This window comes from Psychrobacter sp. 1U2 (assembly GCF_051847575.1).
On the sequence record NZ_JBPYDC010000019.1, the window covers coordinates 1 to 15910 of the forward strand.

General features: G+C 44.9%; 15 protein-coding genes. 7 read left to right on the forward strand and 8 right to left on the reverse strand.

Annotated features, from left to right (window positions below; all coding sequences use genetic code 11):
• Nucleotides 1-31 precede the first annotated feature (31 nt).
• Both tmpT and msrA read right to left on the reverse strand, forming a co-directional pair.
• Nucleotides 32-697 (reverse strand): thiopurine S-methyltransferase, encoded by a 666-nt coding sequence (tmpT, locus tag ACS8FD_RS09650; protein WP_439275637.1) that lies wholly within the window; start codon nucleotides 695-697, stop codon nucleotides 32-34.
• Nucleotides 698-849: 152 nt separating this feature from the next.
• Nucleotides 850-1371 (reverse strand): peptide-methionine (S)-S-oxide reductase MsrA, encoded by a 522-nt coding sequence (msrA, locus tag ACS8FD_RS09655; protein ID WP_439275638.1) that lies wholly within the window; start codon nucleotides 1369-1371, stop codon nucleotides 850-852.
• A 175-nt stretch (nucleotides 1372-1546) separates the two neighbouring features.
• On the opposite strand from msrA, the gene cmoA reads away from it, so the two are divergent.
• The 4 genes from cmoA (at nucleotide 1547) to ACS8FD_RS09675 (ending at nucleotide 4714) form a co-directional block, all read left to right on the forward strand.
• Nucleotides 1547-2368 (forward strand): carboxy-S-adenosyl-L-methionine synthase CmoA, encoded by an 822-nt coding sequence (gene cmoA, locus ACS8FD_RS09660; protein ID WP_439275639.1) that lies wholly within the window; start codon nucleotides 1547-1549, stop codon nucleotides 2366-2368.
• 153 nt (nucleotides 2369-2521) lie between these two features.
• Entirely contained in the window at nucleotides 2522-3553 is a 1032-nt protein-coding gene (cmoB, locus tag ACS8FD_RS09665) for a tRNA 5-methoxyuridine(34)/uridine 5-oxyacetic acid(34) synthase CmoB (RefSeq protein ID WP_439275640.1), read from the forward strand.
• A 52-nt stretch (nucleotides 3554-3605) separates the two neighbouring features.
• Complete coding sequence (locus tag ACS8FD_RS09670) at nucleotides 3606-3761, forward strand: hypothetical protein (protein ID WP_439275641.1); 156 nt, start codon at nucleotides 3606-3608, stop codon at nucleotides 3759-3761.
• The gene (locus ACS8FD_RS09675; protein ID WP_439275643.1) at nucleotides 3740-4714 is read left to right on the forward strand and encodes a DUF1176 domain-containing protein; all 975 of its coding nucleotides are present in this window, start codon (nucleotides 3740-3742) and stop codon (nucleotides 4712-4714) included. The genes ACS8FD_RS09670 and ACS8FD_RS09675 overlap by 22 nt, the downstream gene beginning before the upstream one ends.
• On the opposite strand, the gene ACS8FD_RS09680 is transcribed toward ACS8FD_RS09675, so the two are convergent.
• Nucleotides 4704-4925, reverse strand: coding sequence for a DUF2788 domain-containing protein (locus ACS8FD_RS09680; RefSeq protein WP_439275644.1), 222 nt, complete (start codon nucleotides 4923-4925; stop codon nucleotides 4704-4706). The genes ACS8FD_RS09675 and ACS8FD_RS09680 overlap by 11 nt on opposite strands.
• A gap of 239 nt (nucleotides 4926-5164) precedes the next feature.
• Here ACS8FD_RS09680 and argS point away from each other — a divergent pair, with 239 nt between their 5' ends.
• The 3 genes from argS to ACS8FD_RS09695 all read left to right on the forward strand — a co-directional run bounded on the left by argS (nucleotide 5165) and on the right by ACS8FD_RS09695 (nucleotide 9162).
• The gene (argS, locus tag ACS8FD_RS09685) at nucleotides 5165-6994 is read left to right on the forward strand and encodes an arginine--tRNA ligase (RefSeq protein ID WP_439275645.1); all 1830 of its coding nucleotides are present in this window, start codon (nucleotides 5165-5167) and stop codon (nucleotides 6992-6994) included.
• A gap of 78 nt (nucleotides 6995-7072) precedes the next feature.
• Entirely contained in the window at nucleotides 7073-7882 is an 810-nt protein-coding gene (locus ACS8FD_RS09690) for an SPOR domain-containing protein (RefSeq protein ID WP_439275646.1), read from the forward strand.
• A 185-nt stretch (nucleotides 7883-8067) separates the two neighbouring features.
• Entirely contained in the window at nucleotides 8068-9162 is a 1095-nt protein-coding gene (locus ACS8FD_RS09695; protein WP_439275647.1) for a PTS transporter subunit IIC, read from the forward strand.
• Nucleotides 9163-9267: 105 nt separating this feature from the next.
• On the opposite strand, the gene ACS8FD_RS09700 is transcribed toward ACS8FD_RS09695, so the two are convergent.
• The 5 genes from ACS8FD_RS09700 to tig all read right to left on the reverse strand — a co-directional run bounded on the left by ACS8FD_RS09700 (nucleotide 9268) and on the right by tig (nucleotide 15642).
• Nucleotides 9268-10239, reverse strand: a complete 972-nt coding sequence (locus ACS8FD_RS09700) for a c-type cytochrome (protein WP_439275648.1) — start codon at nucleotides 10237-10239, stop codon at nucleotides 9268-9270.
• Between the two features lie 367 nt (nucleotides 10240-10606).
• Nucleotides 10607-11638 (reverse strand): SDR family NAD(P)-dependent oxidoreductase, encoded by a 1032-nt coding sequence (locus tag ACS8FD_RS09705; protein ID WP_439275649.1) that lies wholly within the window; start codon nucleotides 11636-11638, stop codon nucleotides 10607-10609.
• A 221-nt stretch (nucleotides 11639-11859) separates the two neighbouring features.
• Complete coding sequence (gene clpX, locus ACS8FD_RS09710; RefSeq protein WP_439275650.1) at nucleotides 11860-13134, reverse strand: ATP-dependent protease ATP-binding subunit ClpX; 1275 nt, start codon at nucleotides 13132-13134, stop codon at nucleotides 11860-11862.
• 97 nt (nucleotides 13135-13231) lie between these two features.
• Nucleotides 13232-13876 carry an ATP-dependent Clp endopeptidase proteolytic subunit ClpP gene (gene clpP / locus ACS8FD_RS09715; protein ID WP_439275688.1) on the reverse strand — a complete coding sequence of 215 codons (645 nt, stop codon included), beginning with the start codon at nucleotides 13874-13876 and terminating at the stop codon, nucleotides 13232-13234.
• A gap of 422 nt (nucleotides 13877-14298) precedes the next feature.
• Nucleotides 14299-15642, reverse strand: a complete 1344-nt coding sequence (tig, locus tag ACS8FD_RS09720) for a trigger factor (RefSeq protein ID WP_439275652.1) — start codon at nucleotides 15640-15642, stop codon at nucleotides 14299-14301.
• Nucleotides 15643-15910: the final 268 nt, after the last annotated feature.

Genomic DNA, 15910 nt, shown 5'->3' on the forward strand with positions numbered 1-15910 from the left:
ATGTTTGGCATATCTATTAAGTAAGTAGAGTTCAATAATATACGTTGTGTCTCACAACTACTTTTGCAAGAGGTCTATTGAGTGTTGAAGGGTTATGCTCAAGCTCAGTGAGCTGATAAGTATCGCTATAATAGTGCTGCAATTGCTCAGCGCTAATTGAGAACGGAGGGCCGTCCTTTTGACTTTGATCATAGTTAAGCGTAATCAGTAATTGTGGTGCGGCTTTTTTATCGACACTACCGCTCAGTTTGCGTATCTGCTCGCTATATTTTGGACCCATATTTGGCGGTAGGGCAATCAAGGCTGCTCTATCATATACTGCATCAACTTGACCTATATTGTCAGCCGTTAGCGCAAAGATATCTGCCACCCATAGCTCAATCGTCTGCCCTGATAGCTGACCTTGATAGCGTTTTATATCAGCGTTATCGGTAGGATGGCTAATTTTCGGTGTCATACCTTGCTCAGTGAAGAATTCCTCTACTGCAGATTCGACAAGCTCGATACCAACAACATCATAACCTTGCTGCGCCAGCCAAGCCATATCTATCGACTTACCACTTAACGGTACGAGTACGCGACTGGCTTTCGCAAGATTTAGAGTCGAAAAATATTTGCGCAACAAGGGATTAACCTCGGACTTATGAAAGCCAATACGACCCTCGAGCCAACGCGATTGCCAAAAATCAGCTTGCATATTCTATGTCCTTAACCTGTTTTTTAAGATAGTAGTGTTAGAGGTCATTATCATTGTCATTATGATAACGCTAAACGGCGCAAAAAAGCCAAGCGTAATCACACTTGGCTTAAACACGTACATTAGACACCTACAAATATAACGTCGACTGTCTAAGCGACCATATACTCTTTAAACTCTTGACGTAGCTTAGCAAGCTTTGGAGGAATGGCAAAGTTGCAATAAGCTTGACTAGGGTTTCTGTTAAAGAAGTCTTGATGATCTTCTTCTGCACGATAGAATTCAACGGCAGGATGTACTTCGGTAACGACGTTGACGCCCATATCACGCAGTTTGTTAATCGTACGATCAACGGTTGGTTTTTGTGCTGCATCCGTATAGTAGACTATGCTGCGATACTGGCTACCGACATCATTACCTTGACGATCTTTGGTCGTTGGATCGTGAGTCGCAAAAAACACGTCGAGTAGCACTTCTAGTGGTAGTACTGCGTCATCAAACTTTATTTTTATGACTTCGACATGACCACTGTTACCGCCGCATACAGCCCCATAGTTGGCAGTTGCTGCCTCGCCGCCCATGTAGCCTGAAACCACAGACTCGACGCCTTTTACGGATAAAAATACCGATTCGGTGCACCAAAAGCAGCCACCACCTAAGATAATTGTTTGCATAATAGGTCCTATTATTAATGATTTAGACTAAGCCTGTTTTGCGTCTTTCGCTATGTGCTTACAAAGCTTAGTTTTACCTATTTAGCATAACAAGCAGGCTTGGTGCTATGAGTAACAAACAGTAATGTTATAATGGGCTTTTGCTAAATGTCTTACTATACAAACTGTTTGTTAAATGAGCCGTTCCATGAGTCAATCTATTCCCTCTCCAAAAACTGATATCGACCCTAGTATTAAGCCGGATACTTTATTCGATAAGCCTTTTACCACGCCGCTGGATAAAGTCGCGCGCTTCTCCTTTGATGAGCAAGTGGTCGCCTGTTTCCCTGATATGATTCGCCGTAGCGTACCGGGTTATGGTCAAGTGCTTGCCATGCTCCCGATTTTTGCGCGTCGTCATTGCAAGTATCGTCAGACCAATAGTGAGGGTCAACGGGTCAGCCGTGTTTATGATTTGGGTTGCTCGCTTGGCGGGGCGACGATGGCGCTCGCGGGCGAGTTTGCAGCGTCTGATTTACAGATTAAAGCGATCGATATCTCACCGGCCATGACCAGTGAAGCAGAAAAGCTGCTACACGACAACTATCCGCAGCATGACATTGAAGTGATTACTGCTGATATTCGTGATATCGAATTTGAGTCCTGCGATATGGTGATTCTCAATCTCACGCTACAGTTCCTACCTGCTGGAGATAGAGTCGCGGTGCTAGAGAAGATATATCACGCGCTAGAAGAGGGTGGAATCTTAGTCTTGACCGAAAAGACTCATGCTATAGATGAGCAATATGACGCTTGGCTGGTCGAGCGCTATTATGACTTTAAACGGGCGAATGGTTATAGCGAAATGGAGATTAGCGGTAAACGTAACGCGCTAGAAAATGTGTTGATTACCGATACTTTAGATCAGCATCATCAGCGTTTGGATGAAGTAGGTTTCGCAAGGCATTTGACTTGGTTTCAGTTTTTAAACTTTGTGTCGATTGTAGCGTTTAAGTAGTTTTTAAACAAACCCTTAAGAATAAATAACCCATGCTCCGCAGATTTCACGACTGTTAAAGCACGCTAAGCTTGAGGCCAATCTTTTTATCTTTGCTCTTCTTTTTATAACTATTATCTAGCCAATGATAACTTGACGAAAATTGAAAATTTTATGACCAATCACACCATTGCCAATGCTGAACGCGAACTGTATTTAACCTTGTTGACCATCGCTGAGACGCAGCCGATGGCTTATGAGTGGCTGGCGCTGTTACCCAAGTGGCTAACGGCTATTAAGGATAAGCGCAATTACGCGCATGCGCCAGCTTATCAGTCCTCCGTGGCGCGATTGCCGACGATTACTGCTGATAGGGTGGATTTGAATAGTTCAGCTATCACAGTGAATGCTGAGCTTAGTGACTCTGAGCGTAAGCAAACGTTAGCGCTACTCAAGCAGCTGATGCCGTGGCGTAAAGGCCCTTTTTATATTGGCGGTCAGCTTGGCAAGGATGATTCAGGTATTCAGATAGATACCGAATGGCATAGCGACTGGAAGTGGGAACGAGTGGCTCCGCATTTAAGTCCGCTTAAGAACAGACGCGTGCTCGATGTCGGTGGCGGTTCGGGTTACCACGGTTGGCGCATGGCAGGGGCGGGCGCAGAAACGGTAATTATTGTTGATCCGTCTTGTCTTTTTTATCATCAATTTATGGCGATTAGGCATTTTGTGGATGCCGCTGACGCTTATCGTACGCATTATATTCCTGTGCCCTTAGAGGCGTTGCCCGAGCACAGTCAACTGTTCGATACCGTGTTTAGTATGGGCGTGCTCTACCATCGCCAGTCGCCTTTTGAACATTTGCAGCAGCTGCGTGGTCAGCTGGTAAAAGGTGGCGAGTTAGTATTGGAGACTTTAGTGATTGATGGTGATGCCAATACGGTACTAGTGCCGCACGATAGATATGCACAGATGAATAACGTGTACTTTTTACCCTCAGTAGAGGCGCTAATAGGCTGGCTAGAAAAGGTTGGGTTTAAGGAAGTGCGCTGCGTGGATGTCGATGTGACCACGATAGAGGAGCAGCGCGCGACGGAGTGGATGACTTATCAATCGCTCACAGATTTTCTTAACCCCAATGATCCTAGCAAAACGATTGAGGGATACCCTGCGCCGAAGCGGGCGACGATTATAGCTAGAAGGTAACGTTTCGCTTTATTGTCGTTTTGCATTATTGTCAATGTAGAGGTAACAAGCTGTGCAAAAATTCATGAATGCGCAGACGCTAGCAGTGTTCTTGTGGATGAGTGCTATCAGCTTATGGTCTTTACCAGCACTAGCGGCGTATGGCCATCCTTTTGAAGGCAGTGGCTTTGTAAGCGACGACTGCAATTGGTCTGTGATAATACCTTGACGTGCCGAGCAGCTGGCTATACCGACGAAGTAGCCGATTGGCGCGGTAGTATCTTGATGACCGTAGAGGCGGGAGTAAAAGTACCTGATGCCAAGGTTTTATTAAACGACTGGGAGTCTTCAGACGGAGAAGATGCTGAACTAGGATCAGCAAGTGATCCTGTTGAGCTATGGCTAAATGATAAGTCCTATGGCGAGGTTAAAGACAGTAAATTGACTAGCATACAAGCGATTCAGCTTCTCAAACATGCACGCCAAAATACCAAAATAGTCTTTGCAAGGGGTGCGTATCGATGGAAAATCTCTGATAAAGGCATGGCTGCTGTATTACTCAAGATAGATGATGTGCAAGGGCGCGTAGGCACGCCGCTAGCTTTAGTCAGCAAAAACAATCCCAATCGGCAAATTCCTAACTCTGCCAAAGCAAAACTTATAATCAAAAAAGCATTTGCTTATTCTGACGAAGAGAACACATCACTTGCTTCATCAACACTGAGCTATTTTCAAGATAATATTAATAAATGGGCAGTAGCGACTCTTGATAGTGAAGCGCGCACCGATTGTAACGTGCTGACCTCAGACCAAAGCTGGTTCGATGAAAAGAATAAGACTTGGCAGTTCATAGCTATTGATAGGGATCATACCTTAGCTCGCCAGTCTTGCTGGACGGGCGCCTACAACTTTGGTTATGGCTATTGGTTGCTCGATAACGACAAACCAAATAAACCTGAATTAATTACTCTATCTGGTTCAGAGTATAGTGAAGGTGAGATATTTTCCGCGCATAAAGGTCGCGGATTAGGCGACTGTTGGTCAATGTCTAACTGGGTTTGGAATGGCAAAAGTTTTGTGCTTTCTAGTGAATTGACGACTGGCATGTGTCGCTTAATAGAAGCTGGTGGGGCTTGGAGTTTATCCACTTATGTCAGTGAAGTGGTTGAGCCTAACCAATAAACCATTTTTCAAAAGCCACTTCGACTAAAACTTTGATAATAAACCCTACAAAACCTGCGCCTAAAGCTAAAAACATCCAAAAGGTTCCCGCGCGCCCTGCGTCAGATTTTTTAGAAAGGTCCCAAATAATAAAAAATAAGAAAGCGATAAATACAGGTAGTAATATATACAGCCCCCAGTTGGTAACCGTGCTAGCAGCAATGGCGAACATAATTTTTCCTTAAGTGAAATAAAAATAAAAGCCATATTATAACGTGGAACGGTTTTGATATGAACTTTTACGGTTGGCAATATGACAGTATTACTACATTCAACACGCCCTAGTCGTTAGATGCCATAAATTGTGGCTGTTTAACGCTATTTTTATCAATAATGATGCAATAACCTGCAAAGATTGTTATATTTACGGGTTATCACTTTTTCGTCATATTTATCTGAGTTCATACCCTTATGTCACAAGCCCAAATCGATACTTTAGCAGCCCTGTTCGAAGACGCTGTCCAAACTCTAAAAGAAGGCGGCGTATTGCCTGCTGATTGGCAAAATAATAGCCAGATTACCCGTACTAAAGACCTTAGTCACGGCGATTTTGCGAGCAACATTGCGATGACCGCTGCTAAGGCTGCGAAGAGTAGTCCGCGCGCTGTAGCGGAGCAAATCGTTAACGCGCTACCCGAAAATCAAGATATCCGCCAAGTTGATATCGCCGGGCCTGGCTTCATTAATGTATTTTTGAATAGCGATGCGAAGTTTGCGGTTTTAGAAGATATTTTTACTCTGCAAGATCGTTTTGGTCTCAGTGAGCAGTTTGCAGGGCAAAAGGTGCAAGTGGAGTTTGTTTCCGCTAACCCGACCTCAAGCTTACACGTTGGTCATGGTCGCGGCGCTGCCTTTGGTATGAGTGTGTCTAATTTGCTCGAAGCAGTGGGTTATGATGTCACCCGTGAGTACTATGTCAATGACGCTGGTCGGCAGATGGATATCTTGGCGACGAGTACTTATTTGCGCTATCTAGAAGCGAACGGCGAGAATGTGACTTTTCCTTCTAACGCTTATAAAGGCGACTATGTTCGTGATATCGCCGAAACTTTAAAGACGCAGCACGGCGCTAGTTACGTGCATTCTTTTGCCCAAATCGCTAAAGATGTTACTGCAGATGCTAAGTATGATATCAATGCTACTGGTGAAAAAGAGCTGATCTCAGGCAATAAAGAGGCGCATATTGATGGGCTGATTGCTAATAGCAAACACTTATTGGGCGAGAATTATGAGCTGTTTCTCAATGCCGCGCTGACTGGCATTTTGGCCGATATCAAAGATGATTTGAACGATTTTGGCGTGCGTTATGAGCGCTGGTTTAGCGAAAGATCGATCACTGATGAGATTGAGCCGGCGCTGCAAGTGTTACAGGAAAAAGGTCATCTATATGAGCAAGACGGCAATATTTGGTTCAAATCCACAGATTTTGGCGACGAAAAAGATCGCGTAGTACGCCGTGCTAATGGCCAAACCACGTATTTTGCCTCTGATATCGCTTATCATAAAAACAAGTTCGATCGTGGTTTTGATAAAGTAATCGATGTGTTGGGCGCGGATCATCACGGTTATGTACCGCGAGTACGAGCCGCACTATTAGCGCTCGGTATCGATGCTGAGCGTTTGGATGTAGTCTTAGTACAGTTTGTCGCCTTGTGGCGTGGTAGCGAAAAAGTGCAGATGTCCTCGCGCTCTGGTGAGTTTGTGACCTTGCGTGAGCTACGCGAAGAGGTCGGCAATGATGCGGCGCGTTTTTATTATGTCGCGCGTAAGCCTGAGGTGCACGTAGATTTTGATTTAGAGCTTGCTAAATCACAAAGCAAAGACAACCAAGTGTATTACATTCAGTACGCACATGCTCGCGTCTGCCGTGTATTAGAAAAACTACAGACTAGCGGGCTGAGTGTCGATGACAGCGTTGGCGCGGCGCAGCAAAACTTGCTGAGCGCTCCAAGTGAAGAGGCGCTTATTAAGCTGTTAGCCGCTTATCCTGCGACTTTATTACGGGCAGCGACGGGTTATGAGCCGCACATCTTGACCAACTACTTAAAAGAATTAGCAGCGCTATTCCACGGCTGGTATGACACCAATCGTATCTTGCCTATGAGCCTGACCTCAGGGGCGACACCAAGCACAGATGAGCTGGAGATGATGCAGGCGCGTTTGCGTTTATCTAAAGCAGTTCGGCAAGTACTGGCTAATGGCCTAAATCTTTTAGGGCTGACTGCACCTTCTAGCATGTAAGCGAATACGTTATACTGATACCAGTGTAGTCTTATATCAACGTCGTCTTATACCAACTCAGTAGGGAGAAACCAATCCATGTTAGCCAAAAAACCTAGAGGCGCCACTGAAAAGCGCAAGTCGAGTAGCGTATCAGGCTTATTGTGGATGTTCGTTGGCGCGATACTGACGCTCATGATAGGGGTGTTTTTATACCTCTCGCCCTTGTTTAATTTTAGTCCGGCCGAGAGTGAAACCGCGGCTGATGCTGATCGGCAGATACAGCAGCGAGTAGAGACGGACACGGATAATGCAGATTATGAGTTTTATGATATCTTGCCTAATCAAGAGATGGCGACTATTCCTGATGAAGATATCGGCGGCTTAGAGAATGATCGTTTAGGCGCTACAGATGAATTTGAGGCTGACGTCGTCGTGACTCAGCCTGAAAATCAGGATGACAATAGCAATCTAGGTATCTCTGAAAATACGACGATTGAACCGAGTGGCAACTCAGCAGCTAACAACAGCGACGCAAATAATGAGATTACGATAGTAGAAGAAAACGCCACTTACGATGGTACCACGCCTACGCCTCCAAACAGTAATAGAGCAAACAATGCCAATACAGCGGCTGGTAGTGGCACAGCGACAGTACAAAGAGCACAAGCCCCGACTTATATCCTACAAATCAACAGCTTCGGTGATGCTGATGAGGCGGATCGTCGCCGCGCGCAAGTGTTAATGGCAGGTGTGGATGCTAGAGTCGTCAAAAACATGACCGGTAATGGCCTACCTATTTATCAGGTGATTTCGCGTCCGATGAACAATCGTCAGGAAGTTACTAGTGCGCAGCAGCGTTTGCAGAACAACGGTATCGATTCCATTATCGTTGAGCAGCGTCGATAGTTGCTAGAAGTCGTTATTATCATTAAGGAAAAGCGTCACATCGACGCTTTTTTTGTGCTATTTTTTTGAGAAGTAAACTGAATAGCAGCGTATTTTAACGATAAGATGTTTTAGCAATAGATTATCTGAGCTGATAGCGATCAGCAAGACTATCCCCTTTATCAATTGACAGTGAGAGCCTAATAATGAACTCAGCTGAGACGACGACAGCGTCAACTGGCATGATTAAATCATTCTTTCAAAAATACTTTATCGATGCTTTTACTGGTATGGCCTTGGGGCTGTTTGTTACTTTAATCGCAGGACTTATCATCTCGCAAATCGGCGGTTGGTTACAGATTCCGGCACTGATAGCTATCGGCAAACTCGCCTCTGTGTTAATGGGCGCAGGGATAGGCGTAGGCATCGCTTACTATCTCAAAGCTCCGACGCTAGTGATTCTCAGCTGCTTAGTCGCTGGTATGCTTGGCGCGCATACCGAAGCTTTTATGGCGGGGACGTTGTTTACCGCGCAAGAGTCGGGCCCTGCGACCTTTTTGGCACTCCCCGGTAACCCTATTGGTGCTTATTTGGCCTCAGTGTTTGCGTATCGAGCAGGTACTTGGGTTTCTGGTAAGACTAAACTGGATATCTTGCTTGTACCTTTAGTAGTCTGTACTGTCGCTTGGGCAGTATGCGCTTTTTTAAACCCACCAGTAGTCATTGCGGTTAATGCGGTCGGTCAAGGCATACAGGCGGCGACTGAATTGCAACCCTTGTTAATGGGTATCGTCATTGCGGTCATCGTCGGTATTTTACTGACGCTCCCAACCTCTAGCGCCGCGATTTGTATTGCGATTGGGCTTGGCGGCTTGGCTGGTGGCGCGGCGGTGGTTGGCTGCGCGGCGCATATGATTGGTTTTGCGGTCGCAAGCTTTAAGGATAATGGTTTTAGCGGTGTCATCTCGCAAGGGCTTGGCACTAGTATGCTGCAAATCCCAAATGTATTGAAAAAACCTATTATCTTACTACCTGCTATTGTGGCTAGCGCCATAGTTGGACCTATCGCAACCGTGGTGTTTGAGCTGGCTTGTACTGCGACGGGCGCGGGCATGGGCACAGCAGGACTGGTTGGCGTGTTCGGAGTGATCGAAGCTTCACAGGCGCTGATGAGTACCACGCAATTGTGGACGGCGATTATCTTATTAATGTTTGTATTACCGGCTATTATTGCAGGCGCCGTGGCTTGGCTAATGAGAAAGTCAGGCTGGCTAGTCGCGGGCGATATGAAGTTGCCTTAGCAGCGACTTTATAGAATTAGAGCTGTTTTTACTAATCAGCTAATAATAAAAATCCCAGCTATGCATAATAGCTGGGATCTTGATTTTTCAATTTCGTGTCTATGATTAGCGCCGCACATCTACAGGAGCGCCACCGTTTGGCCAGTCCTTGTCTTTATTAGCTTTGACAGGACGATCAAGGTGCGTGAAGTAACTGGCAATATCGACCGCTTCTTGATCGCTGAGCGTATTACCTTGTCCAAATGGCATCTTACCTTTGATAAAGGCGGCCGCTTTGTAAGTACGCGCCATACCCGCGCCGTCATTATATGACTTATCGCCAGCGACAGCAGGATACAGATAGGTCCCATCATCATTGTACTGACCTTCACCGTTCTCGCCATGACAGACCGTACATTTTTCGGCGAACAGCTTTTCACCATTGTCGGGGTTTGGCTCCAAGGTATTGTCCACTTTCACAAAGCCGCGACCCTCAGGTGAGACACCGATAGGCATATCTTGTGACAGCCAAGTCATGTAAGAGATAATAGCGTTCATCTCGTTAGAGCCTAAATCCAACGGTTTACCGTTCATAGAACGCTGGAAACAACCGTTGACGCGTTCTTGTAAGGAGTTAACGCGCGCATCGCGAGAGCGGTAAATAGGAAAAATACCGGGTAGCCCATTCCAAGGAGCGGCGTAAGCTTCTGAACCATTGCTTAAATGACAGCTAGTACAGTTGAGCTGATTGCCTACATTATCAGGTAACTCACGATAAGTATGATTGACAATCTCTAAGCCACGGCGTACAGATTCACCATATTCATTATCTGGAATCGTCGATTCATCTGGCATTTTTATCGTAGCTGTGCCGCTAGTTGCGTTATTAGTGCTTATTTCGGTAGCAGCTGGCATGTCGTTTTTGAGCTGTTCAGCACGCGCTTCAAGTCCTTGTACGCGGGCGATGGCTGCGGCTTCTTCCAAGCGATCTGTGGCTTTGACACTGCCATCATTACTACAGCTTGTAATACCGATACTGCTGACTGCTAACAGTGCGACCGTAAGGATAGATGGTTTAGTTAATAAATTATTCTTCATTGGGATATCCTTATCTTAAATCATAATATGCTGTCACGTATATATATGCTATTTTAAGTGAGATTATAGGAGTAGTATTGGTTTAAATAAATAAGAAGGGTAGCAGATTAGTGTTTATTTACAATAGTCATAGAACACTTTAATCAAAATAATTATAAGGACATAGCGTACTTGTTAGAGTGATTTACTCTACAAGTTGAGCATAATATTATTATAGCAAGTAGTGAGACAGACAAAGCTTAGTGGTCATTTTATGCCTTTATTTTTATAAAAAAACACGCTTAAACCTTTATAGGTTTAAGCGTGTTTAGTATTTAAAACGTCAATCGCAAGCTATTAGTATTTGAGGGTAATAAGACGAGTGGTCTTAGTTAGTCTTTTTTGAACGCTTTTTACCTTTCATCTTACGGGACAGCTTGTTAACATCATTAAGTATTTTGCTATAACGGTTTGGAAATACCCGCTGCACGGCATCTATCATCTTAGCATCATTACCAATCAAGCGACGCGGCTGATTGGTAGCGGCTGCCTCTAGAATGACCCAAGCTGCGTCGTTGGCATCGAATTTCAAAAACTTATTGAAGCTGCGAATAGCGCTTGGACCTGAGCGCATTCCAAGCTCGCTTATGCTGTCGTTACCACGCGCGCTATTGGCGATATTGGTTCTGATGCCGCCTGGATGAATACAAGTAGCCGAGACGCCGCTGCGCTGAATATCTAGCTCTTGACGTAAGCTCTCAGTGAAGCCACGTACCGCAAACTTACTGGCATTATAAGCGGACTGTGAAGGCTGAGCGGTTAGACCAAACAAGCTTGAGATATTAATAACATGACCGTGCTCATTGAATTGGCGCGATTTATTGTCATCCTTGTTAATGCTCGCTTCGGTTTCGCTAAGCTTGACGCTGTTTTTAATCAGTGGCAAAAAGGCTTTGGTGCCGTAGACGACGCCCCAAAAGTTAATATCCATCACCCATTCTAGCTCTTCGATACTACTGCCTTCTACGGTAGAGTAGAGCGCTACGCCAGCATTATTAAAGACAAAATTTACTTTGCCGTGGTCTGCTACAACGCTATCCGCCCAGTCATAAACGGCGTCTTTATCAGCCACATCAAGGACGGCAATAGTGCTTTTGACATTATAACCTTCTAGCAGTTTTTGCGTTTCAGCGAGCGGCTCTGCGCCGATATCTGAGAGCGCCACTTCACAGCCCATTTTGGCTAAATGCAGGGCAAGCGCCCGACCCATACCAGAGCCTGCACCAGTAATAGCGGCGACATGGCCTTTATAGAAGTCGCTAATATCTTCACTTTGAGCGCTATTTGATGCATGCGGTTTTAACGAATCGGGTAAATGCTGACGTAGAGCAGAGGTCATAGCAGTCATGGAATTCAACATGATTAACAATCCTTTGTAATGATGAGAGTGATGATAAGGTATAAAGCACGAGTGTTAAATGAATACAATAATACGGTAAACATAATAATTTATTATATGAGCTTATCACGGCTTAGGCTGAGCGCCGAAACACATTGGTATACGCAGCTGTCATTTTTTAGCATAAAAAAAGGTGTCTAGCATATATAATGCCAGACACCTTTAGGATAACAGATGACCAATTAAGCAATTTTAGGAATTTTGCCTTCATTAATGACCGTATCATCAACAGTGACCGATTTGGCATTTTCCATTGAAGGTAGCTCATACATGGTTTCTAGCAGCGCATTTTCGACGATAGAGCGTAGACCGCGTGCCCCTGTCTTGCGCTCCATGGCTTTTTTGGCAATGGCATCAAGCGCCTTTTGGGTAAAGGTAATTTTAGCGCCTTCCATATCGAATAGATACTCGTACTGCTTAACCAAAGCGTTCTTAGGCTCGGTCAATATCTGTATGAGCGCTTTTTCGTCTAGCTCTTCTAAAGCCGCCAAAACCGGCAAACGGCCAATCAGCTCTGGGATAAGGCCGAACTTAATCAAATCCTCTGGCTCTACTAGCTGTAGTAGGTCTGAGCTACGGCGGCTATCGTCTTTTGAGCTGACGTCAGCGTTAAAACCAATGCCGCCTTTTTCAGTGCGCTGCTGAATGACTTTATCAAGTCCAGCAAAAGCGCCACCAACGATAATCAAGATATTACTAGTATCGACTTGGATGAGCTCTTGCTGCGGGTGCTTGCGACCACCGTGCGGCGGGATAGCGGCAACCGTGCCTTCGATCAGTTTGAGCAGCGCTTGCTGAACGCCTTCGCCTGAGACGTCACGAGTGATCGATAGGTTCTCGCCTTTTTTGCTGATCTTGTCGATTTCATCGATATAGATGATACCTTGCTCAGCTTTGCTGACATCATAATCAGAAGCTTGCAGCAGCTTTTGGACGATGTTTTCGACATCTTCACCGACATAACCGGCTTCGGTGAGCGTTGTCGCATCCGCCATAGCGAAAGGAACGTCAAGGAGGCGCGCTAAAGTCTGCGCTAGTAAGGTTTTACCCGAACCAGTTGGGCCAATTAGCAAGATATTGCTCTTCGCCAATTCAACCATCGCATCATCAGCGCCGATCTTAGCTTTCTTCTTATCGTTCGCTAAGGTTTGGCTCACTTTTAGGCGTTTATAGTGGTTATAAACCGCGACTGCCAAGGCTTTTTTGGCCGCGTCTTGACCGATCACATAGTCGTCAAGCTTCGCACGCAGCTCCTTAGGAGTCGGTAGCTTTTTATTGACCCATGAGGTATCTAGCTCGCCCTCTGTTTCTTCCTCGTCAACGCTGTCTACGATGAGGTCAGTACACAGCTCAATACATTCATTACAGATATTGGCATCATCAGCGGCAATTAACTGTTTCACTTCATTTTTGGCTTTACCGCAAAATGAACACTGCGGGGTCTTGTCTTTTGCCATGTAGGGGCACTCCTAAAATCTTACTTTTCTGGTTTAAAACTTAGCGATAAACGAAGTTTGGCGATTTCTTTGGCTTAATAACCGTTTAGGCAACAGGCTATTTTTTTAGTTCCGCTGGGCGACGCTCTAATACTTCATCGACTAAGCCATATTCTTTGGCTTCCTTGGCATCTAACCAAAAGTCACGCTCAACGTCTTTTTCGATTTTCTCTACTGGCTGACCTGTGCGCTCGGCCAAAATCTCGTTTAAACGGGCACGAGTTTTAATGATTTCACGCGCATTAATCTCGATATCGGTCGCTTGACCTTGCGCGCCGCCTGAAGGCTGATGGATCATCACTCGTGAGTTGGCTAGCGCATAGCGTTTACCGCGCTCACCCGCTGCTAGTAAGAATGAGCCCATACTATAAGCGCCGCCCATACAGATAGTGGATACTTCCGGCTTGATGAAGTTCATGGTATCAAAAATAGCGAGACCGGCACTGACAGAACCGCCAGGAGAGTTGATATACAGATGAATATCTTTGTCTGGGTTTTCCGCTTCTAAGAACAGCAACTGAGCAACGATAAGGTTGGCCATATGATCTTCGACTTGACCGGTCAAAAATATCACCCGCTCACGTAATAGACGCGAGAAAATATCGAATGAACGCTCGCCGCGAGCGGACTGCTCAACCACCATAGGAACCAATGCGCCTTGTGCCGCTTGGCCTGCGCTTTGTACCTGATCGTGGGCGCTCATCAGCATATCGAAATGAGGGTTGGCAGTAATGCGATCATAATCTGTCATAGCAATGTCCTAATATGAAATAAAAAGATAAAATACAATAGCGGTTATTAGAATAGATGAACACTATTAATAAATGAAAAGTTAACAAATAAAAAGTGCAGTAATAGTAACTTTTTTGACTAGCAGTAGTAAATGCCTAGCTTGTTATAGTGAGTTAACTATAAATGATAAATTGTTCCCTATTAATAAGGCGTTGATAGTCAATTATCAAGGGGTGGGCGGCAAAGATACTAAAAAAGTATCTATGAGTAGTGGAGATGACTAGTGCTAAACGTAAATTGCTCTAACGAAAATGCCCCAACAGAGTTGTTGAGGCATTTTGTTATACAATAATTAATAAACTTCTGTTAGCTAGTAACTAGTTCTTTCGTCTATTACATCGCTTGCTGTTGTTGTTGCTGAGCAGCTAGCAAGTCTTGATAGCTGACTTCTTTGTCAGTGACTTTGCCTTGCTCGATGAGATAATCAACCACTTGATCTTCTAAGACTACTGATTCGATATTAGCGCGTTGCTGCTTATCGTTGGTGTAGTACTCGATGACCTCATTTGGATCTTCGTAGTTTTCAGCAGCTTCTTTGATGAAAGTCTCGACGCGATCTTGATCGACTTCGATGTTTTTGGTATCGATGACGCGAGCGACGATGATACCAAGGCGAGCGGCACGTAGCGCTTGCTCTTCAAACAGCTCATTAGGGAGCATATCTTTATCGAAGCTATCAGCGCTGGAGCCGAACTGCTGAGCGAAACGCTGCATCATCATGCTGCGTTGACGGTCGATTTCTTGCTCAAGCATAGCGTTTGGTACATCAAACTCGTTTTTTTCTAGTAGCGCATCAAAAGTCGCTTGCTTCACTTGGCTACGAGCCGCGTTCTTGATTTCGCGTTCCATATTTTTGCGGACGTCTTCTTTTAATTTATCCACGCCGCCTTCCGTCACGCCGAATAGCTCAAGGAACTCATCATCGATTTCAGGTAGCTTAGGTTTTTCAACCAGTTTAACGTTGATTTTGAACTGGGCCTCTTTACCGGCTAAGTTTTCGGCTTGATAATCTTCTGGGAAAGTCACATCGATAGTCTTTTCTTCGCCAGCTTTCATACCTTTGATACCATCTTCAAAACCTGGGATCATCTGGCCGCTACCGATAACTAGTTTGAAGTCCTCGCTTGATCCGCCTTCAAATTTTTCACCATCGATTGAGCCTTCAAAATCGAAAGTGACCTGAGTATCTTTGGTCGCTTTACCTTTTTTCTCAACGAACTCTTGACGTTGCTTTTGTAGGTTTTCGATCATCGTATCGACATCGGCATCATCTACAGAGGCGGTATGACGCTCCACTTCGATCTCATCGATACCTTGTACTTCCACTTCTGGGAAGATCTCAACGGTCGCTTGATAGACTAAGAAGTCATCTTCAAGCTTGACGTCATCGATATTTGGCATACCAACCGCGCGGATGTCCTCTTCTTTGATCGCTTCAAAGACGGTATCGCGGATGACATCATTGATGACTTCTTGCTGAATGCCCGCGCCATACTGTGAGCGGATATGCGACATCGGCACATTGCCTTTACGGAAACCGTCAATTTTGGCAGTTTTTGCCACTTGGCGAATACGGCCTTCGACCTTATTTTGGATTTTTTCAACTGGGACTTTAACCGTCAGTTGTGTCTCTTTGTTAGACAGCTTATTGGTTGTGACTTGTAAATCTGTAGCCATGTTAATTACACCTTAGATGATTTAAATAATAGCCAATCGCGCTTATATATGGATAAAGATAAACGAGTTATCGATTGCCGTTAGAATGAATAGGGTATCGCAGATATCAGCTTTAAATACTAAGCTTCAAATACTTAGCGCTGATAACCATTATTGCTGTCCGCAAACCCTGATTACTGTTATTAGTCAGTCAGTTATCAAATAAAAGGGTCAAAGTCGAGCAGCAATAAAATTTAAAAGTAGAACAGTATAAGCTATCTACTAATTA

What these genes read in the sequence shown, in the direction of transcription:
- clpX (WP_439275650.1), bottom strand. Translation starts at nt 13,134, where the DNA reads ATGGCAAAAGACAAGACCCCGCAGTGTTCATTTTGCGGTAAAGCCAAA.
- ACS8FD_RS09695 (WP_439275647.1), top strand. Translation starts at nt 8,068, where the DNA reads ATGAACTCAGCTGAGACGACGACAGCGTCAACTGGCATGATTAAATCA.
- cmoA (WP_439275639.1), top strand. Translation starts at nt 1,547, where the DNA reads ATGAGCCGTTCCATGAGTCAATCTATTCCCTCTCCAAAAACTGATATC.
- msrA (WP_439275638.1), bottom strand. Translation starts at nt 1,371, where the DNA reads ATGCAAACAATTATCTTAGGTGGTGGCTGCTTTTGGTGCACCGAATCG.
- cmoB (WP_439275640.1), top strand. Translation starts at nt 2,522, where the DNA reads ATGACCAATCACACCATTGCCAATGCTGAACGCGAACTGTATTTAACC.
- ACS8FD_RS09705 (WP_439275649.1), bottom strand. Translation starts at nt 11,638, where the DNA reads ATGTTGAATTCCATGACTGCTATGACCTCTGCTCTACGTCAGCATTTA.
- ACS8FD_RS09700 (WP_439275648.1), bottom strand. Translation starts at nt 10,239, where the DNA reads ATGAAGAATAATTTATTAACTAAACCATCTATCCTTACGGTCGCACTG.
- argS (WP_439275645.1), top strand. Translation starts at nt 5,165, where the DNA reads ATGTCACAAGCCCAAATCGATACTTTAGCAGCCCTGTTCGAAGACGCT.
- tig (WP_439275652.1), bottom strand. Translation starts at nt 15,642, where the DNA reads ATGGCTACAGATTTACAAGTCACAACCAATAAGCTGTCTAACAAAGAG.
- ACS8FD_RS09680 (WP_439275644.1), bottom strand. Translation starts at nt 4,925, where the DNA reads ATGTTCGCCATTGCTGCTAGCACGGTTACCAACTGGGGGCTGTATATA.
- ACS8FD_RS09690 (WP_439275646.1), top strand. Translation starts at nt 7,073, where the DNA reads ATGTTAGCCAAAAAACCTAGAGGCGCCACTGAAAAGCGCAAGTCGAGT.
- clpP (WP_439275688.1), bottom strand. Translation starts at nt 13,876, where the DNA reads ATGAGCGCCCACGATCAGGTACAAAGCGCAGGCCAAGCGGCACAAGGC.
- tmpT (WP_439275637.1), bottom strand. Translation starts at nt 697, where the DNA reads ATGCAAGCTGATTTTTGGCAATCGCGTTGGCTCGAGGGTCGTATTGGC.